At 62.9% G+C, this 20,928-nt stretch carries 20 protein-coding genes; 11 read left to right on the forward strand and 9 right to left on the reverse strand.

All coding sequences use genetic code 11. The annotated features are described in order from the left end of the window. Window positions 1-6: 6 nt before the first annotated feature. Window positions 7-1,335: a DNA polymerase IV gene (locus LB571_RS25400; protein ID WP_041163442.1), complete on the reverse strand. Its 1,329-nt coding sequence runs from the start codon at window positions 1,333-1,335 to the stop codon at window positions 7-9. A 65-nt stretch (window positions 1,336-1,400) separates the two neighbouring features. On the opposite strand from LB571_RS25400, the gene LB571_RS25405 reads away from it, so the two are divergent. Further along, complete coding sequence (locus LB571_RS25405; protein ID WP_015317617.1) at window positions 1,401-1,988, forward strand: GNAT family N-acetyltransferase; 588 nt, start codon at window positions 1,401-1,403, stop codon at window positions 1,986-1,988. A 93-nt stretch (window positions 1,989-2,081) separates the two neighbouring features. Continuing rightward, the gene (locus LB571_RS25410) at window positions 2,082-3,641 is read left to right on the forward strand and encodes a hypothetical protein (RefSeq protein WP_140822380.1); all 1,560 of its coding nucleotides are present in this window, start codon (window positions 2,082-2,084) and stop codon (window positions 3,639-3,641) included. Between the two features lie 74 nt (window positions 3,642-3,715). Here LB571_RS25410 and LB571_RS25415 read toward each other — a convergent pair whose 3' ends face one another. Together LB571_RS25415 and LB571_RS25420 are read right to left on the reverse strand one after the other, a co-directional pair. After that, window positions 3,716-4,369 carry a DUF2608 domain-containing protein gene (locus LB571_RS25415; RefSeq protein ID WP_224598954.1) on the reverse strand — a complete coding sequence of 218 codons (654 nt, stop codon included), beginning with the start codon at window positions 4,367-4,369 and terminating at the stop codon, window positions 3,716-3,718. Beyond that, entirely contained in the window at window positions 4,366-4,665 is a 300-nt protein-coding gene (locus tag LB571_RS25420; RefSeq protein WP_140793364.1) for a DUF3572 domain-containing protein, read from the reverse strand. The genes LB571_RS25415 and LB571_RS25420 overlap by 4 nt, the downstream gene beginning before the upstream one ends. A gap of 262 nt (window positions 4,666-4,927) precedes the next feature. Here LB571_RS25420 and LB571_RS25425 point away from each other — a divergent pair, with 262 nt between their 5' ends. The 9 genes from LB571_RS25425 to LB571_RS25465 all read left to right on the forward strand — a co-directional run bounded on the left by LB571_RS25425 (window position 4,928) and on the right by LB571_RS25465 (window position 15,015). Next, the gene (locus LB571_RS25425; RefSeq protein ID WP_280110242.1) at window positions 4,928-5,284 is read left to right on the forward strand and encodes a response regulator; all 357 of its coding nucleotides are present in this window, start codon (window positions 4,928-4,930) and stop codon (window positions 5,282-5,284) included. A gap of 33 nt (window positions 5,285-5,317) precedes the next feature. Next, window positions 5,318-6,691: a PleD family two-component system response regulator gene (locus tag LB571_RS25430; RefSeq protein ID WP_015317622.1), complete on the forward strand. Its 1,374-nt coding sequence runs from the start codon at window positions 5,318-5,320 to the stop codon at window positions 6,689-6,691. A 551-nt stretch (window positions 6,692-7,242) separates the two neighbouring features. Continuing rightward, window positions 7,243-8,778, forward strand: coding sequence for an FAD-dependent monooxygenase (locus LB571_RS25435; RefSeq protein WP_224598957.1), 1,536 nt, complete (start codon window positions 7,243-7,245; stop codon window positions 8,776-8,778). An 85-nt stretch (window positions 8,779-8,863) separates the two neighbouring features. Next, on the forward strand, window positions 8,864-9,598 hold the full coding sequence (locus tag LB571_RS25440; RefSeq protein WP_224598961.1) for a FadR/GntR family transcriptional regulator: 735 nt from the start codon (window positions 8,864-8,866) through the stop codon (window positions 9,596-9,598). After that, complete coding sequence (locus LB571_RS25445; protein ID WP_224598965.1) at window positions 9,595-10,782, forward strand: PLP-dependent transferase; 1,188 nt, start codon at window positions 9,595-9,597, stop codon at window positions 10,780-10,782. Before LB571_RS25440 ends, LB571_RS25445 begins: the two co-directional genes overlap by 4 nt. A 29-nt stretch (window positions 10,783-10,811) precedes the next feature. Further along, a complete protein-coding gene (locus LB571_RS25450) occupies window positions 10,812-12,089 on the forward strand; it encodes an ABC transporter substrate-binding protein (RefSeq protein WP_224598969.1) in 1,278 nt (425 codons plus the stop codon). Between the two features lie 82 nt (window positions 12,090-12,171). Then, window positions 12,172-13,095 carry a carbohydrate ABC transporter permease gene (locus tag LB571_RS25455; protein ID WP_140873698.1) on the forward strand — a complete coding sequence of 308 codons (924 nt, stop codon included), beginning with the start codon at window positions 12,172-12,174 and terminating at the stop codon, window positions 13,093-13,095. Then, on the forward strand, window positions 13,095-13,943 hold the full coding sequence (locus LB571_RS25460; protein WP_015317628.1) for a carbohydrate ABC transporter permease: 849 nt from the start codon (window positions 13,095-13,097) through the stop codon (window positions 13,941-13,943). The genes LB571_RS25455 and LB571_RS25460 overlap by 1 nt, the downstream gene beginning before the upstream one ends. Before the next feature lie 4 nt (window positions 13,944-13,947). Beyond that, window positions 13,948-15,015 carry an ABC transporter ATP-binding protein gene (locus tag LB571_RS25465; RefSeq protein ID WP_224598972.1) on the forward strand — a complete coding sequence of 356 codons (1,068 nt, stop codon included), beginning with the start codon at window positions 13,948-13,950 and terminating at the stop codon, window positions 15,013-15,015. A gap of 207 nt (window positions 15,016-15,222) precedes the next feature. Here LB571_RS25465 and rpmG read toward each other — a convergent pair whose 3' ends face one another. From rpmG to rnr, 6 genes are all read right to left on the reverse strand, one after another. After that, on the reverse strand, window positions 15,223-15,390 hold the full coding sequence (gene rpmG / locus LB571_RS25470) for a 50S ribosomal protein L33 (protein ID WP_006201775.1): 168 nt from the start codon (window positions 15,388-15,390) through the stop codon (window positions 15,223-15,225). Between the two features lie 154 nt (window positions 15,391-15,544). Continuing rightward, window positions 15,545-16,003: a hypothetical protein gene (locus LB571_RS25475; protein ID WP_224598975.1), complete on the reverse strand. Its 459-nt coding sequence runs from the start codon at window positions 16,001-16,003 to the stop codon at window positions 15,545-15,547. A 114-nt stretch (window positions 16,004-16,117) separates the two neighbouring features. Continuing rightward, window positions 16,118-17,296, reverse strand: coding sequence for an MFS transporter (locus LB571_RS25480; protein ID WP_140616205.1), 1,179 nt, complete (start codon window positions 17,294-17,296; stop codon window positions 16,118-16,120). A gap of 77 nt (window positions 17,297-17,373) precedes the next feature. After that, window positions 17,374-18,114, reverse strand: coding sequence for an NUDIX hydrolase (locus tag LB571_RS25485; protein WP_140616207.1), 741 nt, complete (start codon window positions 18,112-18,114; stop codon window positions 17,374-17,376). Between the two features lie 73 nt (window positions 18,115-18,187). Further along, complete coding sequence (locus tag LB571_RS25490) at window positions 18,188-18,622, reverse strand: DUF983 domain-containing protein (RefSeq protein WP_015317634.1); 435 nt, start codon at window positions 18,620-18,622, stop codon at window positions 18,188-18,190. Next, window positions 18,622-20,928: a ribonuclease R gene (gene rnr / locus LB571_RS25495; RefSeq protein ID WP_224598978.1), complete on the reverse strand. Its 2,307-nt coding sequence runs from the start codon at window positions 20,926-20,928 to the stop codon at window positions 18,622-18,624. Before rnr ends, LB571_RS25490 begins: the two co-directional genes overlap by 1 nt.

A 20,928-nucleotide genomic window follows, 5' to 3' on the forward strand; every position in this document is an offset into this window, starting at 1 on the left:
TCGGGTTCAATCTTCCAGCGGCTCCGGCGGATGGGCGTCGCGGCCCTTGCCGAAGGTGTAGCCGGTTTGCACCGCCTTGCGGCCGAACTTGTCGCGTAGTGCATCGATGGCGCCTTCGGCCATGGCGCGCTTGCGCGACTGCACATCGACCAAATCCGGCGGATCGGCCTTATCATCGTCGGAGAGGTCGCTGACGCCGATGCCGAGCAATCGGAATTTCGTTCCGTCGGTCTCCTTGCGAAGAAGTTCCACGCCGGTCGAAAAGATGCGGTCGGCGAGGCGGGTCGGGTCGCCGAGCTGACGGTTGCGCGTGCGCAGCCTGAAGTCCTGGGTCTTCAGCTTCAGCACCACGGTGCGCCCCGCAATGCCTGATTTCTTCAGCCTCGCCGAGACTTTTTCCGAAAGGCCCCTCAGCACCGAGACAAGCTCGTCCAGTGAGGCGATATCGGTGTCGAAAGTGGTTTCGGCCGATACGCTCTTGGCGTCCTGGTCTGGGTCGACGCGGCGGACATCCTCACCGCGCGAAAGCCGGTAGAGCCGTTCGCCCATCACCCCATAGCGGCGCATCAGGTCGCCACGCTCCATCTTCTGGAGCTGGCCGATCGTGCGGATGCCATCCTGTTCCAGCGTGGCGTTGAACGCCTTGCCGACGCCCCAGATCATGGTCACCGGCTGCGTGGCCAGAAAGCCGACCGCCTCCGCCTCGCCGATGACGGAAAAGCCGCGCGGTTTGCGGAAATCGGACGCTATCTTGGCGAGGAATTTGCAATAGGACAGGCCTGATGAAACGGTGATGCCGATCTCCTTCTCCACCGCCAGCGAAAAGCGCGCCAGCACCACGGCCGGTGGCAGTCCGTGCAGGCGCTCGGTGCCGGCGAGGTCGAGGAAGGCCTCATCGATCGACAACGGCTCGACCAGCGGTGTCAAAGCCTGCATCATGGCGCGCACCTCGCGGCCGACGGCCACGTACTTTTCCATGTTGGGCGCGATCACGACCGCCTCCGGGCAGGCCTCGAGCGCCTTGAACATCGGCATGGCGGAGCGCACGCCGCGGATGCGAGCGATGTAGCAGGCGGTGGAGACGACACCGCGCTTGCCGCCGCCGATGATCAGCGGCTTGTCCTTGAGCGCAGGGTTGTCGCGCTTCTCGATGGCCGCGTAGAAGGCGTCGCAATCGATATGGGCGAGGTGCAGCCGGTAAAGCTCGGGATGGCGGGCAAGGCGAGGGCTGCCGCAGCGTTCGCAACGGCGCGTTTCACTGCGCTGAAAGGTCAGGCAGTCACGACAAAAACCGTGGTCGGGATTGTTGACAGGGGTCGCCATCGCTGCGAACATAAAGAGAACAAAACCAATGGTACGACAGCGCAAGGCCAGCGACAAGCCTGGCCTGGGGAGAACGCATGAGCACGACCGTAGTGCCGCTGGCGCCAGAGCTCTGGCCTGAATTCGAGGACCTTTTCGGCAAGCAGGGCGCCTGCTACGGCTGCTGGTGTACCCATTTCCGGCTGGCGCCGGCGGCGCGGCGCGAGAGCAGTCGTGAACGCAACAAGGATCACATCAAGGCGCGCATCGAAGCCGGCCCGCCGCCCGGCCTGCTGGCTTTCGAGGACGGCAAGGCGGTCGGCTGGATGCAGATCGGGCCACGCGCCGACGTGCCCGAATGGAATAACAAGGGCAGGGGCTCGGCGCCGATCGATCCCGCCGACGCGTCCGATCCGGCCGTTTGGGCGATCTCATGCTTTTTCATCCGCGCCAAGGCGCGCGGCAGGGGCATCACCCACCGCCTCGTCGAAGGCGGCATCGAGTTCGCCCGCAGGAACGGGGCGCGGCTCGTTGAGGCCTGCCCGATCGACCTGTCGCGCGATTCGCGTTCGATCGGCCTGTTTGTCGGGTCATCGGGAGTGTTCGAGAAAGCCGGGTTCGAAAGGCTTGTGGAGCGCAAGGCCGGTCGACCGCTGATGCGGCTGGTGTTGAAGCCGATTGCCTGACTGTCATCGTCTTGCGGTCGCGATGGTATTTCCCTACCAGAGATACGAAACCATTTTTGCCTTTTCGACGAACGGAGAATTCCCGTGAACCGTATGCTGCCTATTGCCTTTACCGCGTTCCTGCTGAGCGCGCCTGCTTTCGGCCAGACCGTCGACAGTCAGGGCGCCAAGCAATTGTCCGATGATCTGTCGCGCTATGTCGGCAAACAGGCGCTCGACAAGGGCATCCTGAAGGTTTCGGCCGAAGGCGCCGCCTACAAGATCCTGGTTGATTTCAAGGCGCTGGCCAGCAGCTTTCCCGACCAGAAGCTGGTGAAATTCGACTTCGCGCCCTACGCCCTGCTGGTCAAGCCGCGCAGCGACGGGTCCTGGGATGTCTCGATGGATTTTTCGCAGAGCGCCTCCTTTGAATTCAACGGCCCTCAGGGAAAGCAGAGCACGCAGTTCTCGATCAAGGACGGCAAGGGCAACGGCGTCTACGATCCCAAGCTGGCGGCCTTCACCAGCGCCACGAGCTCGATGGCCGGAATGACGATGTCGTCGCAGGACGCCAAGCAAAAGATGGATGTGACCGCCGGTGCCGGCACCGTGACGCTTTCCGCGACCAAGGCGACCAATGGCGGCGTTGATTTCACGACGTCGCAAAAGATTTCGAACTTCGTCGAAGCGATAAAATTCAACGACGCCGAGAGCGGGCTGAATTTTCCCGTCACCGTGAAGTCGCCGGAATTTTCCGTGGAGGCCAGCGGCAAGGGCGTGCAGACCAAGCCTCTGCTCGATCTCCTGGCGTTTGCCGTGGCCAATGAGGACGAGAAGACGCTGAAGGCAAACCAGGCGCAGCTCAAGTCGCTTCTGCTTGCAGCGCTTCCGGTGTGGGAGCGTATCGACGGAACCTATGGCTTCAAGGACTTCGCGGTCGACAGCCCTATCGGCACGTTCGGAGCAACCCAGTTCGGCATAGCGTTCGGTTCCGATGGCGTCGCCCAGAACGGAAAGGTCAGCTATGGCATCAAGGCTTCGGGGCTGACCGTGCCGCAGCAGCTTTTGCCGAGCTGGAGCGTGGCGCTGCTGCCCACCGATATCGACCTGAATTTCGGCGGCGCCAACATCGATCTCGACAGCATGGCAAAGAAGGCCATCGAAGCCTTTGATCTCAACCAGGATCCGCCGCTGCCGGCCGAGTTCGGCGACCAGCTCAAAGCCGAATTCCTGGCCAAGACGCCGAAGGTCGTCATCGGCCACAGTACCGTGAAGAACAAGGACATGGAGATCGCACTGGAAGGCGAGATGACAAGCTTCGGCCAGAAACCCGACGCAAATCTCACTGTCGACGTCGCTGGCTTCGACAAGATCATGGAGCATCTGCAGGAAGCGGCGAAGGCGGAGCCGGAAGTCGGGCAGTACGTGCCTGTCGCTCTCATGGCGAAGGGTTTTGCCAAGACGCTGCCGGACGGCAAGCTGGAATGGGCTATCAACACCAAGGCCGACGGCTCGGTCACCGTCAACGGCGTCATGCTGAAGCCCGCCGACCCGGCGGTGGACGATAGCGTCGACGACGGTGACGGTTCGGACGATGAGAGCGGCGGCGATAATGGCGGTAGCGATAATGGCGGCGGCGCTAACGGCGGGGCAGGGGCGAAGCTCAATCCTTGAGTGTTCTGCCCTTGAGCAAATCCGGAACAGTGCGAACCGGTTTTTTCGTCCGGGATCGCACCAAAACGCCTGGATTAGAACCCCAGCGCGCCAGCGATCTTAGGCGCGGCTTCGTGCCAATCCTGGACGACGATGACATCGTCCGGGACCGATGGCAGGAACGTACGCAGCGAATTGTCGGCCATCAGATGGAATAGGTTTGCGTCGGCGACCGAGTCACGCACCGACGCCAGATTGGCTGGCTGATCGTCGACGAAGACCACCGGCCGCCCGCTCCTGCCGCGCAGTTTGGCTACCGCCGGCCCCTTGGCCATTTCGGTGGTCAGCAGCGGATAGGCCAGCCCCAGTGCATCGAGATGGGCGCGTCGCACGGCGCGATGCCGGTGCGGCATGGCTGTCAGCAATATGATTTCGGCACGGTCTCCAAGCCCGGTCAGGGCTTCCGCGGCGCCATCGGTGATGCTTTGCCAATCGGCTTGCGCGTCGAAGAAATCGCCCAGGAGTGCGGTGACTTCGGGTTGTTCGATCAGGCGGCCGCTGGCTGTCTCGGCAATGTTGCCGGTCAGCCGGAAGGACGCCAGCGTCAGGCCATAGCCGCGCGCCTTGAGGAAATGCGGGAAGGGCCGGATGAATTCGAGCACCACGTCGTCGACATCGAGCACCAGCAGCGGTCGGTCGTCAGCCGCCAGTTCCTCGATCTGGCGCGCGGTTTCGGGATCATCGCTCATGTGGAGTGCTCGTGATTGTCATCGCCGAGCGGCAAGGCGCGCAACGCCTTGCCGACAGCCGCTGGTGGCGTGCCGGTTTCCTCGGCGAAGCGCATCAAGGTCGGCTCGTGGGCAAGAATGAACTGCAGGACGCCGGCCAGGAAACCCGGCTCGCCGGCCGCCCGGCGGATCGAATGCGCCTCTATTCCCGTGATTGCCAGAAAGCGCGGTAAAAGCTCCGGATCGGTGGCAACGAAGCCCAGTGCCTTGACGGCAATGGTTTCCGCCTCTTCGCGCATTGACGCTGCGTTTGCCATCACTACCTTCGGTGCGTGGAATGAGTCTCTCCCGCAGTAATGGCAAGAATTGCTTGCGGCAAGCCATTAGCGCGTGGCGCGCCTTTTGGACGCGCAGGGAGGCGAGGCGGAATTCGTGCTGCTTTGCAGGCTTCGGGTTTCCGTTTCGTCAATCATATTGCCGTATAGTGAAGCAGGGTTTGGTGCGTTCAAGGAAAGAGCGCATGACGGTCACCTCCGGGTGGAGGACGGCCGGGACGGGATGCCGATGCCTAAGAAGGTCATGATCGTCGAGGACAATGAGCTCAATATGAAGCTCTTTCGGGACCTCATCGAAGCAAGCGGTTACGAGACGGTGCGCACCCGCAACGGTCTGGAGGCGCTCGACCTGGCGCGCCAGCACCGGCCGGACCTCATCCTGATGGACATCCAACTGCCCGAAGTGTCGGGACTGGAAGTGACCAAATGGCTGAAAGAGGACGACGATCTGCACGTCATCCCGGTGATTGCGGTGACTGCCTTTGCAATGAAAGGCGACGAGGAACGCATCCGCCAAGGCGGCTGCGAGGCGTATATTTCGAAGCCGATCTCGGTGCCGCGTTTCATCGAAACCATCAAATCTTATCTGGGCGATGCCTGATGTACCCTTCCAGCCGAGCCGGAGCGTTGTGAAATGACTGCGCGGATCCTCGTCGTCGACGACATCCCTGCCAATGTGAGGCTGCTGGAAGTCCGGCTGCTGGCCGAGTATTTCGAGGTTCTGACCGCCACCAATGGGGCCGATGCGATCGAGACCTGCGAGAACGGCAAGGTCGATGTCGTGCTGCTCGACGTAATGATGCCCGACATGGACGGGTTCGAGGTCTGCCGGCGATTGAAGAGCGATCCGGCGACGTCGCACATTCCGGTGGTGATGATCACCGCGCTCGATCAGGTCACCGACCGCGTGCGCGGGCTCGAGGCCGGCGCCGACGATTTCCTGACCAAGCCGGTCAACGACTTGCAGCTGATGACGCGCGTCAAGAGTCTGGTCCGCCTGAAGTCGTTGACCGACGAGCTTCGGCTGCGCGCCTCGACCACGCGCAACATCGGCATCGAAGAACTTTTGAGCCGCAATTTCGCGTCCGAGGACACGACGCCGAAGGTGCTTTTGATCGACGAGCGCAAATCGTCGGTCGAGCGCATCCAGAAGATGCTGCGCGATCGTGCCGACCTCGACGTCACGGGCGATCCGCATGCCGGGTTCTTCCAGGCCGCGGAGACGCCCTATGAATGCGTGATGATCTCGACGGCCTTCGCCGATTTCGATCCGCTCAGGCTCTGCTCGCAACTGCGCTCGCTCGACCGCACCCGTTTCGTGCCGATCATCCTGCTGGCGGAGGAGGGCGAGGAGGAGCGCATCATCCGAGGGCTCGAACTCGGCATCAACGACTATCTGATGCGGCCGATCGACCAGCAGGAACTGACGGCGCGGCTGCGTACCCAGGTGCGCCGCAAGCGCTACAATGACCAATTGCGCGCCAGTGTCACCCAGACCATCGAAATGGCTGTGACCGACGGCCTCACCGGGCTGCACAATCGCCGCTATCTAGACAGCCATCTGCAGACGCTGTTCGATCGCGCCGTGGCGCGGCGCCGGCCGCTGTCGGTGATGATCACCGATCTCGACCGCTTCAAGTCCATCAATGATGCGCATGGGCATGACGGCGGCGACGAGGTGCTGCGCGAATTCGCGCGGCGGCTGCGCAAGAACGTCCGGGGTATCGACCTTGCCTGCCGGTTCGGCGGCGAGGAGTTCGTGGTGGTAATGCCCGATACCGACGGCGCAGTGGCCGAGAAGGTGGCCGAGCGCATTCGTGCCGAAATCGCCCAGATGCCGTTCGCCATCGGCGCCGAGGGCAAGACGATCGAGGTCACCGTCAGTGTTGGCGTGTCATCGGTGCTGAAGGGCGTGGACACGGTGGCGGCATTGATGAAACGCGCCGATCTCGCGCTCTACGAAGCCAAGAGCGGCGGCCGCAACCGCGTCGTTGCCAAGGCAGCCTGACGCTCCGGGCCCGATTATCCGGTCAACCCCAACAGGGTTACCCATTTACCTTAATCCAAGCGATTCGCGAGACTTGGTTAAGAAACTGTTGATTTCCATAAGCTCTTGCGCAAATGTGAAGGCCAAGACGAAGCCGGCACGAGGTAGACAGCCGGCTCGATCCTCGAATACCCCATGATGCTCAGGTCCGCCGCATCTCCTGGGTCCGTGGGGTCGGCCGGCCGGCGCTGGCACATAGTGGCCTCCTCGTACCGCTGCCAAACGCCGACCGGCCCCCTTTGCCCGATATGACATCAGGAATCTGCGTCAAGCCCCGGAAGAACCGGGGCTTTTTTGCGGCAGGTCCCGCTTTTCTGGACTGTAACGGCTTCGGTTGCACCCTCGCGTGCTATTGCCTGGCAACGCCAAGACTTTTTCACCGCCATTGCATAAGGAGAAGGAGAGGAGCCAGCTCCTTCCATTTCATACATATGGCGCGCAAGGGGCTTGCGGCAAGACCCGGCTATTCCCGTAGAACCACGACCCAGGTTAACGGAAACGGGAGTGGCAAAATGCCGGAATTGTTGCCAGGTGGCCGAGTGCGTCGGGATCATGCGGTGGTGATCGCCGGAGGCGGTCCGACCGGGTTGATGCTGGCTGGCGAACTCGCATTGGCGGGCGTCGATGTGGCCGTTGTCGAGCGGCGGCCAAACCAGGAACTCGTCGGTTTGCGCGCGGGCGGCCTGCACGCGCGCACCATCGAGGTGCTCGACCAGCGCGGAATTGCCGACCGGTTCCTCTCGCAGGGACAGACATCGCCGTCGGTGGGCTTCCACATGATCCGATTGGACATCAGCGACTTTCCCACGCGGCACAACTATCTGCTGGCGTTGCGGCAAAACCACATCGAGCGGATATTGGCCGACTGGATCAGCGAGTTCGGCGTGCCGATCTATCGCGGGCAGGACGTCACGGGCTTCGCACAGGATAATGGTGGCGTCGACATCGATCTGTCTGGCGGCCAGCGGTTGCGGACGCAGTATCTCGTCGGCTGCGACGGAGGACGCAGCATGATCCGCAAGGCCGCGGGGATCGCGTTCGAAGGATGGGATCCGACGATGAGCTGGATAATCGCCGAGGTCGAGACGGCGGAGGAACCAGCATTGGGCTTTCGCAGTGACGCCCATGGTATCCATGCGATCGGCAAGATTGAGGAAGGCGGCCGGGTGGGTGTCGTGCTGACCGAGCGACAACTGACCATTGGTGGCGAACCGACACTGCGCGATCTCAGCGAGGCGCTTGTCGGTGTCTACGGCACCGATTACGGGGTCCACAGTCCGACCTGGATTTCCCGGTTCACCGACATGACGCGGCAGGCTGCCGCTTACCGCGACAGACGTGTTCTGCTGGCCGGTGACGCCGCGCATATCCATCCCCCAATGGGCGGACAGGGCCTCAATATCGGCGTGCAGGACGCGGTGAACCTGGGGTGGAAGCTGGCCCAGGTGGTCAAGCGGATGTCACCGGAAGGCCTGCTCGACAGCTACCATGCCGAACGCCATCCGGTCGCTGCCCGCGTGCTGCGCAACGCGATGGCGCAGGTCGCGCTTCGCCGGATGGATGCTCGCACCAAGGCCTTGAGCGACACATTCGCCGAACTGCTCGCCATGGATGGGCCACGCAAACGGATCGCCGCGGAGATGTCTGGCCTGGGTGTCCACTACGATCTCGGGGAGGGGCACGCGCTGCTTGGGCGACGAATACCCGACCTCGATCTCTCCACCGCTAATGGGCCGTTGCGACTGTTCACGTTGCTCCACGACGCGCGGCCGCTGCTCCTCAATTTCGGTGAGCCAGGCAGGCTGGACATTGCGCCTTGGGCCGACCGGATCCGGCAGATCGACGCATCGTATGCCGGTGCCTGGGAGCTTCCCGTACTCGGAACGGTCGCCGCACCCGACGCGGTCTTGATCCGGCCCGATGGATACGTGGCCTGGGTTGGCGTTGAGGATGGACAGGGATTGGCCGATGCGCTGACTAGATGGTTCGGACCGGATGCCGGAGCCGGGCGCCCCTCCGAACGCAGCGCGTCACCTTCCACAGGCTGATGGCCAGCTGTCTCCTGACAAGCAATTGACAGGAGGCTCCATCCGTGCAGAAATTGGTTGGACCATTGGACCACTTGGAGGAAATGTGGACCAGAACAGCCTGCCACCAATTCAGACGACGGCGCGTGACGACGCCGTGCTGAAGGCATTGGTGGGCTTCGTCGGCGCCGAGGCCTTGCGGCCTGGCGAGCGACTGCCGACCGAGCGCATTCTAGCCGAACGGCTCAAGGTCAGCCGCAACACGGTGCGCGAGGCGCTGACGCGGTGGGAAGGATTGGGCCTGGTCGAACGCCGGCAAGGCAGCGGCACGTTTCTCAAGGCGGCCGTCTCGCCCGACATGCTGCATTTGCCGCTGACGCTGGCGGGCGGCAATGACTTCACCAGCCTGATGCAGACGCTGGAAATACGCCGCGCGCTGGAGGCGGAGGCAGCGGCACTGTGCGCCGAGCGGGCCAGCCCGGCCGACATTGCCGAGATCGAGGGCAAGCTCGATATCATGGAGCAGGCGTTTCGCACCCTTGACGGCATGTCATCGGAAGAGGACTGGGAATTCCACCAGGCGATCTACCGGGTCTCCGGCAATCCACTGTTCGAACAGATCATTGCCGCCATGCACGAACTGTTCCACCGTTTCTGGGAGCATCCGCTCGGCGTGCGCGATTTCGGCCATGCCAGCTTTCCCTATCACCGCACCATCTACGAACGTATCGCCGCGCGTGATCCGCAGGGCGCCCGCGACGAGGCGCTCAAGCTCATCGCCACCGTCGAGGACGATCTGAAGCGCGGTGCGGCCAAACTCAAACTTTCGGACCTGAAATGAACGGGCATCCAGACGGTTTCGATCACGATTATCTCGCCGAGGCGGCGACGGTTTTGGCGCATGACGAACCGTTTCCCGGCGGCGCCGTCGTGCCGCCGATCTACCAGACCTCGTTGTTCACTTTCGCCAATTATGCGGAAATGGCCGATACCTTTGCCGGCAAACGAAAGCAGCCGATCTATTCCCGCGGCGACAATCCGACGGTCATGGAGTTCGAGGCTCGTGTCGCCGCGCTCGAGGGTGCAGAGGCCGCACGCGGCTTCTCCAGCGGCATGGCGGCGATCAGCGCCACCGTGCTTGCCTTCGTCGGGGCGGGCGAGCGCATTGTTGCTGTACGCAACTGCTATGGCGATGCCTACCGGCTGTTCGAGCGGCTCCTGCCGCGGCTCAACATCAAGGTCGACTATGTCGATGGCTCCGACCCGGATGCTGTTGTGGCGGCGCTTCCCGGCGCCAAGCTGCTCTATCTGGAAAGCCCGACCTCGATGGTGTTCGAGCTCCAGGACCTGCCGCATCTGACCCGGCTGGCCAAAGAGCAGGGTATCGTCACCACGATCGACAATTCCTGGGCGACGCCGGTGTTCCAGAAGCCGATCTCGCACGGCGTCGACCTCGTGCTGCACTCGGCCTCGAAATATCTCGGCGGCCACAGCGACACGGTCGCCGGCGTGGTGGCTGGCTCGGCAGCGCATATCAAGCAGATCAACGAGCAGACCTATTCCTATCTCGGCGGCAAGCTGTCGCCGTTCGAGGCCTGGCTTTTGCTGCGCGGCCTGCGCACGCTGCCGCTGCGCCTGCCGCACCATATGAAGAGCGGGCTTGCCATCGCCGAGCGGCTGAAGGCGCATGGCGATGTCGAGCGGGTGAACCATCCGGCTTATTCGAACCATCCGGGCAAGGCGACGCTTGCCGGCTATGGCGGGTTGTTCTCGTTCGAGGTTACCGAGGACATCGACATTCCCGTCTTCGTCGACGCGCTGAAATATTTCCGCATCGGCGTCAGCTGGGGTGGGCATGAGAGCCTTGTCGTACCGGCCAAGGCGTCGCTGGAGCAGACGCCAGGACTGAATTCGATGGCGCGCTTCGGCGTCAGCCCCCGAACCATCCGCTTCAATGTCGGATTGGAAAGTGTCGAGGATCTCTGGGCGGATGTCGCCCAGGCCCTCGAAAAAGCCAGAAAATAACAAGCGGGTTCAAAATGGGAGTCTTGAACATGAGAAAACTGACCGTCATGCTTGCCACCGTCGCGGGGCTGGCGATTTCCGCCGGTGGCGCGCTCGCCGATTCAACCCTGAAAATGGTCGAGGTGATCACCAGCCCGCCACGCACCGAATTCCTCAAGAAGCAGATCGCCGAGTTCGAGGCGGCCAATCCAGGCGTCAAGGTCGAACTGGTCTCGCTGCCCTGGGGCCAGGCTTTCGAGAAATTCCTGACCATGGTGCAGGCCGGTGACACGCCCGATGTGGTCGAGATGCCGGAACGCTGGATGGGGCTTTACGCCAACAATGCCCAGCTCGAGGATCTCGGCCCCTATATGGCCAAGTGGGACGACGCCAAGACGCTCGGCGACCGCGCCAAACAGTTCGGCTCGACGGTCAACAACACCCAGTTCATGATCCCCTATGGCTACTATGTGAACGCGCTGTTCTGGAACAAGAAGCTGTTCAAGGAGGCTGGTCTTGACGGCCCGCCAGCGACGCTCGACGAGTTTGTCGCCGATTCCAAGAAGATCTCGGCCATTCCCGGAAAATACGGCTACTGCCTGCGCGGCGGGCCGGGCGCCTTCAACGGCATGCACATGTTCATGAACATCGCTCAGGGCAAGGGCGGCTATTTCAACGAGGACGGCACCTCGACCATCAATGAAGAGGGCTCGGTCAAGGGCCTGCAGATGCTGGCCGACATGTACAAGAATGGTCTCGCGCCGAAGGATTCCGTAAGCTGGGGCTTCAACGAAACCGTCACCGGTTTCTACTCCGGCACTTGCGCCATGCTCAATCAGGATCCGGACGCGCTTCTCGGCATCGCCGACAAGATGAGCGCCGACGACTTCGCCGTGGCGCCGCTGCCGGTCGGACCAAGCGGAAAGTCCTATCCGACGCTCGGCTATGCCGGCTGGGCGATGTTCGCCAACTCGCAGCACAAGGATGATGCCTGGAAGCTGATGGCGACGCTTCTGTCGCCGAAGGACAATCTGGAATGGGCCAAGGAAGTCGGCGTCGTGCCGATCCACAACGGTGCCGACCAGGATCCCCATTTCAAGACCGAGCAGTTCAAGGGCTGGTTCACGGAACTCAGCGACAGCTCCAAATATGAAATGGTGACGCCGCCGACGCATCTGGAAAACCTCGGCAATTTCGTCGACCAGGTCGCGATCAAGAACTTCCAGGAAGTGCTGCTCGGCCAGAAGACGGCCAAGGAGGTCGCCGACCAGTGGGCTGCCTTCCTGACCAAGGAACAGCAGGACTGGCTGGCGAAGAACAAGAAGTAGCTTTTCTTCCCTTCTCCCCGTGAACGGGGAGAAGGACGCTCATTGTCCATCCCGCCGCTCCAGGGAGCCATTTCTCAGCCAAATGACCTATGCCGTATCCGAAATTCGGTCCGAAGCGGCGCCGCGAAAAAAGCGGCTCTCCTACGCGACGATCGAGCCTTGGCTCTACCTCAGCCCGGCGATCATCCTGCTGGTCGTGGTGCTGCTCGTGCCGCTGGTCATCGGCATCAGCTATTCCTTCCGCAAATTTTCGGCCTTCAAGTCCGAGTATGTCGGGCTCGGGCAGTATCAGGCGATGCTGTCGGACCAGGTGCTGGGCCAGGCGCTGATCAACACGTTGTGGTGGACGGTGGCCAGCCTGTTCTTCCAGTTCTTCCTCGGCCTTGGCCTGGCACTGCTGCTCGACAGGCCTTTCTCAGGCCGCAAGGCGGTGCAGGCGCTGGTCTTCCTGCCCTGGGCGGTGCCCTCCTTCCTGTCGGGCCTGACTTGGGCCTGGCTGTTCAATCCGATCGTCGGTCCGCTGCCGCACTGGCTGTTCGCCTTGGGGCTGAAAGCCGAACCGACCAACGTTCTGTCCGATCCCTCCACCGCCATGTGGGGGCCGATCATCGCCAATGTCTGGTTCGGCATTCCGTTCTTCGCCATAACGCTGCTGGCGGCGCTGAAGTCTATACCCTCGGAACTGCATGAAGCGGCGGCGATCGACGGCGCTTCGCCGTGGCAACGTTTCACCAAGGTGACGCTGCCTTTCCTGGCCCCGACCATCGCCATCACGGTGATGTTGCGCACGATCTGGATCGCCACCTTCGCCGACCTGATCTTCGTCATGACCGAGGGCGGGCCGGCCGGGTCGACCAACACGGTGCCGGTCTACATCTATGTCAGCGCCTTCAAGTCGCTGGACAAAGGCTATGCCTCGGCTGTGGCCGTGCTGCTGCTGGTGCTGCTCATCGCCTACGCGATCGTGCTCATCGCCATCCGCCGCTCGCTGGTGAGGCACGTCTGATGATTGCCGGACGCTCAGCTTCACAGCGCTTCTTCGGTGGCATCGGCCTTTACGCCGCGATCGCCGCCTACGTCGTCTTCGCTCTGTTCCCGATCTACTGGACGCTGAAGATCTCGGTCACGCCGGAGCGGCTGCTCTATTCCGAAGGCATCACCTTCTGGCCGTCGCACATGACATTGCAGAATTTCGTGACCGTGCTCGAAGCCACCGATTTTCCGCGCTATTTCCTCAACAGCGTCATCGTCTCGGTGTCCACTGCGGCACTGGTCACGGTTATCGCCACGCTTGCCGGTTACGCCATGTCGCGTTTCACCTTTCGCGGCAAGGCCGCACTGGCTCTCATGTTGCTGCTGACCCAGACCTTTCCGCTGGTGATGGTCATTCCGCCTATCTACCGCGTGATGGGGCAGATCGGCCTGATCAACAGCCTGACCGGGCTGATCATCATCTACACCGCCTTCAACACCGCCTTCGCCACCTTCCTGATGCAGTCCTTCTTCGACGGCATCCCCAAGGACCTGGAGGAGGCGGCGATGATCGACGGCTGCACGCGCGCGCAGGCGATGCGCAAGGTGATCGTGCCGCTGACGCTGCCCGGCATGGGCGCGACACTTGGCTTCGTCTTTACCGCCGCCTGGAGCGAGCTGCTGTTCGCGCTGATGCTGATTTCCAGCGACGACCAGAAAACCTTCGCCGTCGGCCTGCTCACCTTCATCGGCAAGTTCGCCGTTGACTGGGGACAGATGATGGCGGCGTCGATCCTGGCGCTGATCCCGGTCTGCATCTTCTTCGCTTTCCTGCAACGCTATCTCGTCACCGGCCTGACCGCCGGCGCCGTCAAAGGATAGACCGATGGCCTCTGTCGCGCTCGAAAAGGTCCGCAAGGATTATGGCGCCGTGCGCGTCCTGCACGCGGTCGATCTCGAAATCGCCGATGGCGAGTTCGTCGTGCTGGTCGGACCGTCCGGCTGCGGCAAGTCCACGCTGTTGCGCATGATCGCCGGGCTCGAGGAAGCCTCGGGCGGCGAGATCCGCATCGGCGAGCGGCTGGTCAATGACGTGGCGCCCAAGGACCGCGACATCGCCATGGTGTTCCAGTCCTATGCGCTCTATCCGCATATGGACGTCTCGAAGAACATGGGCTTCAGCCTGATGCTGCGAAAGGCCGAGAAGCCGGCGATCGATGCGCGCGTCGATGGTGCCGCCAAGCGGCTGGGGCTCGATACGTTCCTGCAACGCCTGCCCAGGCAATTGTCTGGTGGCCAGCGCCAGCGCGTCGCCATGGGCCGCGCCATCGTACGCGATCCCAAGGTTTTTCTCTTCGACGAGCCGCTGTCGAACCTCGATGCCAAGCTGCGCGTTCATATGCGCGCCGAGATCAAGGCGCTGCACCAGCAGTTGAAGACCACTTCGGTCTACGTCACCCACGACCAGATCGAGGCGATGACCATGGCCGACCGCATCGTCGTCATGCATGACGGGCTGATCCAGCAGGTGGGGGCGCCGCTCGATCTCTATGACCGGCCGGCCAATATGTTCGTCGCCGGCTTCATTGGCTCGCCTGGAATGAATTTCCTGCCGGCCACGGTGGAGAAGGGCGGCAAGGTGGACGCCGTGTTGTCCGATGGCCAGAAGCTTCGGCTGCCGGACGGCCTGCCGCTCAGGGACGGTGACGTCATCACCGTCGGCCTGCGGCCCGAGCATATCCGGCTGGCTGACGACGGCACGCTGCAAGGCGAAGTAGGAGTGGTGGAGCCGCTCGGCCTGTCGACGCAGTTCTACGTCAAGCTGGCCGGCCAGCAGCTTTGCGTCTTTGCGATGGGGCGCGCGGCCGTGAAGCCTGGCGACATGGTGCGCCTGTCGGCCGATCCGGCATCGCTGCATTTGTTCGACGGGAAGAGCGGCGACCGCATCGGCTAGAGCATGATGCCGAAAAGTGTGAAGCGGTTTTCGGACGACATCATGCTCTATCTCTTTGATTTAGAGACGGATTCAGATTTCAGGTCGACTCGACCTGAAATCATCCGGCTCTAAGGCGCTCAGCCGGGCTGACGGACTTCAGCCGCCCGGGCCGAACGAAAACGCCGCCCGATGGGCGGCGTTTGGCATTCCAGAGGAAAAACCAGATTACTTGATCTTGGTTTCCTTGAATTCGACGTGCTTCTTGGCGACCGGGTCGTACTTGCGGAACGACAGCTTGTCGGTCTTGGTACGGCTGTTCTTGCTGGTGACGTAGAAGAAACCGGTGTCGGCGGTCGACAGAAGCTTGATCTTGATGTTTGCGGCTTTGGCCATGATCTCAGTCCGTTATGTTCGTGGGGTTTTGGCCGCTGGAGCACGGGAAAACACCCGGACGCGGGAAACTTGGCGCGACACATAAAGAACGTGCCTGGAAAGTCAAGCCCGGCTGGCCTGATGTGGCCGGCCCAAGCTGCCCAGAACGCATAAATCAGGCGGTTTCCGCCTCGGATACCGCAACCTTCTTCCAGTCTACGGTCGTGTTCCACCAGCGATTCGGATTGGCACGGTCGTCCAGCCCCTTGGAGCGGCTGGCAAGGATCGGCTGGATGCGGATCACCGGTTCCTGATAGGAATGCGCCTGGAAGATCGCTTCGACGACGCGGGCCGCCAGCGTCTGGTCGTCGGGCAGTTCGAACGAAACCTCGACCGTGCCCGGGCGGCGGCGCAATTCGGTCTCGGCGCCGGCCGCGGCCCCTTCAAGCGGCCTGTAGCGCTCGATGCCGTGTGCCGACTGATACGCGTTGCGGTCATATTTGCCCATAGCGAGCGGTGCGATCGCGACAACCGCGTCCATGATGCGGTCAACATCGGCAGCTGGAGCCTGGAAGGTTACAAGCAGCAGAAGCGTCATTCGCAGTGATGTGGTCTCAAAGCCGCTGTCGATCATGGCAGTGTCCTCAACTTCGGGTATCAGGGGACACTCTTTTAACCGGACGCTCCTGACACGGTTCTGTCAGCATCCGCCGCGGCGCGGCGGATAAGGGCACTCGACGGCACAGCGTTACAGCAGGAGCTTGCGCACGAGCCTGAAGCAGACCAGGGCGATGTAGGCGCCGAAGAACAGGCCGAGTGACCAGCCGAATCCGGAAGGCCCGAAACTGTCCATTCCGATGCCGATCGCCTGCGGGCCAAGCACCATGCCGACGCCGTAGCACAGCACGAAAGCGGCGTTGGCGGAGGCCAGTTCGTGGCCGGAGAGCTGCGAGCCGAGATGGGCGAGGCCGATCGTGTACATGGCGGCGACGACACCGCCCCAGACGAAGAGTAGCGCGGCCATCAAATGCCAGTTCGCGGCAAAGAACGGCATGAATATCGTGCCGACGAGGCCGACCGTGGCGCAGGCGAGCAAGAGATAACGCCGGTCGGAGACGCGGTCGCTGATCATGCCGATCGGAATCTGCAGCAGCACATTGCCGAGGCCGATCATGGTCAGCAGCAGCGCCGCGTCGGCCTCGGAATAACCGATGCGGTTGCCGTAGACCGGGAACAGCGCGAAGCCGCCTGTCTCAACCGCGCCGAACACGAGCACGGCGAAAGTCGCGGTCGGCACCAGCCAGATATAACGCAGGAAGTGGCTGGTTTCGCTGTCGGCCACGATGGTCGGGCTTTCGTTGCGCGCGGCGAGCACCGGTATGGCAGCCAGCGTCACCAGGGCAATGATGACGCCGAACGGCCTGAAGCCGGAGCTGCCGAGATGGGCGAACAGCCACGGCCCGGCGGCAAAGCCGAGCGACAGGACGGTGGCGTAGATGCCAAGCACAAGGCCGCGCCGGTGTGGCGGCGCCGACGTGCTGATCCAGAATTCCGACAGGATGAACAGCACGGTCAGCGCGATGTGCAGAACGACGCGCAGCGGAAACCACATCCAGAAATCGGGCGCGAAATGGAAACCGACGAAGGCGAGCGCGCCGGTGGCAATCATGGCGATCATGGTCCAGGCGACGCCGAAGCGCATGGCGAGCGGCGTGGCCAGCGGCGCCCCGGCGATCGAGGCCAGGCCGGCGACAGCCGTGTTCAGGCCGATCATCGAGGCCGAATGACCGCGTGTTTCCAGGATGACGCTGAGCAAGGGCATGCCGAGGCCAATGGCGATGCCGACGACGCTGATCGACGAAATCGCCGCCACCATCGGCAGCCAGTGTACGCGTTCGTCGCCCTGTGGTTGGGTATCGACCGTCATGGGATGCTGAATACTCTGTCTTTTTGATCTTGCGCAATTCCCGTGGGAAAACCGCGGCACAGTGTTCCTGGAATTGCTTAGAGAAGTTCGCGGGTGAAGTGGTTGCGGACAAGCCGGTAGAAAGGGACAGGTCCGCCCGGACGCAGCAGCGGATCGTCGGCGAGCCGCTTTTCCAGCTCGTCCAGGATCATTCGAGTGATGTCGGGTATGTCGGCCTGCTTGGCCTTGGCGAGCGGCAGCCAGACCAGTTCCTCCAATTCATTGGTCGGGCCGCCATCGGGCAGTTCGACGGCGACATCGCCACGCCAGGCGCTGAAGAAGCGGGTATCGAAGCGGCGTACCCGGTTCGGCGGCGTGATGGCGCGCGCGACGAAGCGCAATGCTTCCAGCGACGGTGCCACGCCATGTTCGACGAAACCCTGCCAATCGCGCCTGGTCGTGGCAAAGGCGCCTTTGCGGCCGATCAGCAGGCCGGCTTCCTCGTAGGTCTCGCGGACCGCCGACAAGGCAATGGCGCGGGCGCGGGCGCGGCTGGTGCGGCCGGGGCCGGCCGTCAGCTTGGCTTCTTCGTGCTGGTCAAGTGCCGTCGCTGTCGGTATGCGGCTGTCGGCAGGGTCGGTTCGGCCGCCGGGGAACACGAACTTGCCTGGCATGAAAGCGTGTGCGGCGTGGCGGCGCCCCATCAACACCAGGACGTCGTCGCCCTTGCGGTCGAGCAGGATGAGCGTCGCGGCGTCACGCGGACGCAGGCGCCCGCCGCCATGCGTGGCAAGACCCTTGTCGAGCTTGTCGGCATCCGCCTTGGTCAATGCTTCCATGCGCAGGGACCTAGCGGAAACTTCTTGCATGCGAAAGTGGCCTTACCGATTGGCGTGTTGCGCCAGCGGCGCCTTAGGCGCCGTGGTGGGACTCCGTCCCATCCTTTTGGCCACCGAACCCGTGCATATAGAACGCCCATTGCAGTCCGATGACGGCACCCTTGACCGGTTGCAGCAGCGCGATGGAGAGCAGGATGGTCAAGGGCACCCATATTGCAATGTGCTGCCAGGTGGAGAGCGTCGAGGTCGCTTCCACGCCCATGAAGGCACCGAGAACGATATGGCCGACGATGACGATGACCAGGTAGGCCGGCAGATCGTCGGCGCGATGGTGATGGATCTCCTCGCCGCAGACGCTGCAGGTTTCGACAGTCTTGGTGAAGCCGCGGAACAGCTTGCCTTCGCCACAGTTCGGGCAGCGGCCCAAGAAGCCCCGCTTCATCGCCGTCCACAAGGGGCGGGCAACCCGGCCAGAGTGATGTTCGCCACCAAAAACCTGTTGTTCCATCATCGTCTCCTGCCGCGCGACCCCGGTCGCGATTGCGACGCACGGGCGCGGCCCTTAGCCTTGTGAAACGACCTGCTGGAGCCTGGCAGGGGCTTTGGGTCGGTCAACATCTCGAAGCGCATCGCGCCGGCCATTGGCGCCACCTCGACGAGCCGGACCTCGACGCGGTCCGCGAGCTGGTAGCCTTTGCCCGAGCGTTCTCCGAACAGGGAGCGGGCCGTTTCATCGTATATATAGTAATCGCCGCCCAAAGTTGACACCGGGATGAAACCATCGGCGCCATATTGCGGCAATTGGACAAAAAGTCCTGATTTGGTGACGCCGGAGATGCGGGCGTCGAAGCGGTCGTCGATCCGCTCGGCGAGGTAGGCCGAGATCAGCCGGTCGACCGTGTCGCGCTCGGCAGCCATCGCGCGCCGCTCGGTGCCGGAGATCAGCACCGCAACATCTTCGAGGCGGGCCTCCTCATCCTGCGTCAGCCCGCCGGGGCCGAGACCGAGCGCGGCAATAAGTCCGCGATGCACGATCAGGTCGGCGTAGCGGCGGATCGGCGAGGTGAAATGAGCGTAACGGCTGAGGTTGAGCCCGAAATGGCCGATGTTCTTGGGTGAATATTCGGCCTGGCTCTGCGAGCGCAGCACCACTTCGTTGACCAGCGCCTCATTGTCGGCGCCGCGCACACGCTCAAGAATGCCGTTGAACTGGCTGGGCCGCATCTGGGCGCCGCGCGCCAATGACAGGCTAAGCGTCTGCAGGAATTCGCGCAGCGATTCCTGCTTGGCCAGCGACGGCGCGTCATGGACACGATAGACCAGCGCCTGCTTCTTGCCTTCCAGCGTTTCGGCCGCGGCGACATTGGCCTGGATCATGAACTCTTCGATCAGCTTGTGGGCGTCGAGCCGCTCCGGCACGATGACGCGGTCGACCGTGCCATCCGGCTTGAGCAGGATCTTGCGCTCCGGCAGGTCGAGTTCCAGCGGCTGGCGGCCGTCGCGGCCGCGCTTGAGGATCGCATAGGCCTCCCACAGCGGCCTCAGCACAGTGTCGAGGATCGGGCCGGTCTTGTCGTCTGGTACACCGTCGATCGCGGCCTGGGCCTGGCTATAGGCCAGCTTGGCCGCCGACTTCATCATGACACGGTGGAAGGAGTGCCTGATCTTTCTGCCCTCGGCGGAGAAGGTCATGCGCACCGCGAGTGCCGGGCGATCCTGACCCTCGCGCAGCGAACAGAGATCGTTGGAGATGCGCTCGGGCAGCATCGGCACGACGCGATCTGGGAAATAAACCGAATTGCCGCGCTTCAGCGCTTCGCGGTCGAGCGCCGTGCCATGGCGGACATAGGCCGCGACATCCGCGATGGCGACCGTCGCGATGACGCCGCCGGGGTTCTTCTCGTCGAGATCAGGGGTGGCGAAGACCGCGTCGTCATGGTCCTTGGCGTCGGCCGGATCGATGGTAACCAGCGGCAGGTCGCGCCAGTCCTCGCGATGGTCAAGCGTCGCGGGCTTCACCGCCTCGGATTCGGCAATGACGTCGGCCGGGAAAATGTGGGGAATGTCGTGCGCGTGGATGGCGATCATCGAAACCGCCTTTTCGCTGGTCAGCGAACCCAGCACATTCAGCACCTTGGCGCGGGGCAACCCAAAGCGGGAGGCTCGCGCTGGCTCGACTTCGACAAGATCGCCGTTTTTGGCGCCGTTCTGGAATTCCTTGTCGACGATCAGCTCGGGCTGGCGCCGTTCCACCGGCTCGATGCGGAAGCTGCCGTCCTGAAGCACGCGAAAGACGCCGAGGACAGCGTCCGTGCGCTTCTCGAAGATCTTGATCACCCGGCCGGTATAGGCAGGCCCTGACGGATCGTCGGTCGGGAAGGTTTTGGCCAGCACGCGGTCGCCGATGCCTGGCGCGGGACCGTTGCCGCTGCGCGAAACGCGGATCGAGACCACGGGAGGCTCGCCCGGACCGACTGCCTCGGCCGGGTGCGCCAGCAAGATGCCATCGCCGTCGCGGCCAAAGATGTCAAGCACGGCGACATGGGGTAGGGCGCCGACCCGGGCCAACCGCTTGCGCTCCTTGGTCAGAACGCCTTCGTCCTGCAGGTCGCGCAGGAGATCCTTCAGCCAGATGCGGTCGTCGCCGCGCAGTGCGAACGCCTTGGCGATGTCGCGCTTTCCGGCGCGATCTGGGTTTTCGGCGATATAGCGCAGGATTTCGTCGCGCGAGGGCCGATAGTCGTCCTTGACCTTGGCCCGGGTGTCGGCGGTGCGGGGATCGCCGTGACTTCTTCCGGTGATCCTGCGCGCCAC

This window comes from Mesorhizobium sp. BR1-1-4 (assembly GCF_020165375.1).
GTDB classification, from domain to species: domain Bacteria; phylum Pseudomonadota; class Alphaproteobacteria; order Rhizobiales; family Rhizobiaceae; genus Mesorhizobium; species Mesorhizobium australicum.

Bases quoted from the DNA above. Each gene is read 5' to 3' on its own strand.
- LB571_RS25455 (WP_140873698.1), top strand. From the start codon at position 12,172: ATGACCTATGCCGTATCCGAAATTCGGTCCGAAGCGGCGCCGCGAAAA.
- LB571_RS25490 (WP_015317634.1), bottom strand. From the start codon at position 18,622: ATGGAACAACAGGTTTTTGGTGGCGAACATCACTCTGGCCGGGTTGCC.
- LB571_RS25435 (WP_224598957.1), top strand. From the start codon at position 7,243: ATGCCGGAATTGTTGCCAGGTGGCCGAGTGCGTCGGGATCATGCGGTG.
- LB571_RS25405 (WP_015317617.1), top strand. From the start codon at position 1,401: ATGAGCACGACCGTAGTGCCGCTGGCGCCAGAGCTCTGGCCTGAATTC.
- LB571_RS25425 (WP_280110242.1), top strand. From the start codon at position 4,928: ATGATCGTCGAGGACAATGAGCTCAATATGAAGCTCTTTCGGGACCTC.
- LB571_RS25480 (WP_140616205.1), bottom strand. From the start codon at position 17,296: ATGACGGTCGATACCCAACCACAGGGCGACGAACGCGTACACTGGCTG.
- LB571_RS25415 (WP_224598954.1), bottom strand. From the start codon at position 4,369: ATGAGCGATGATCCCGAAACCGCGCGCCAGATCGAGGAACTGGCGGCT.
- LB571_RS25420 (WP_140793364.1), bottom strand. From the start codon at position 4,665: ATGGCAAACGCAGCGTCAATGCGCGAAGAGGCGGAAACCATTGCCGTC.
- LB571_RS25430 (WP_015317622.1), top strand. From the start codon at position 5,318: ATGACTGCGCGGATCCTCGTCGTCGACGACATCCCTGCCAATGTGAGG.
- LB571_RS25400 (WP_041163442.1), bottom strand. From the start codon at position 1,335: ATGTTCGCAGCGATGGCGACCCCTGTCAACAATCCCGACCACGGTTTT.
- LB571_RS25465 (WP_224598972.1), top strand. From the start codon at position 13,948: ATGGCCTCTGTCGCGCTCGAAAAGGTCCGCAAGGATTATGGCGCCGTG.
- LB571_RS25475 (WP_224598975.1), bottom strand. From the start codon at position 16,003: ATGATCGACAGCGGCTTTGAGACCACATCACTGCGAATGACGCTTCTG.
- LB571_RS25410 (WP_140822380.1), top strand. From the start codon at position 2,082: ATGCTGCCTATTGCCTTTACCGCGTTCCTGCTGAGCGCGCCTGCTTTC.
- LB571_RS25445 (WP_224598965.1), top strand. From the start codon at position 9,595: ATGAACGGGCATCCAGACGGTTTCGATCACGATTATCTCGCCGAGGCG.
- LB571_RS25485 (WP_140616207.1), bottom strand. From the start codon at position 18,114: ATGGAAGCATTGACCAAGGCGGATGCCGACAAGCTCGACAAGGGTCTT.
- LB571_RS25460 (WP_015317628.1), top strand. From the start codon at position 13,095: ATGATTGCCGGACGCTCAGCTTCACAGCGCTTCTTCGGTGGCATCGGC.
- rpmG (WP_006201775.1), bottom strand. From the start codon at position 15,390: ATGGCCAAAGCCGCAAACATCAAGATCAAGCTTCTGTCGACCGCCGAC.
- LB571_RS25450 (WP_224598969.1), top strand. From the start codon at position 10,812: ATGAGAAAACTGACCGTCATGCTTGCCACCGTCGCGGGGCTGGCGATT.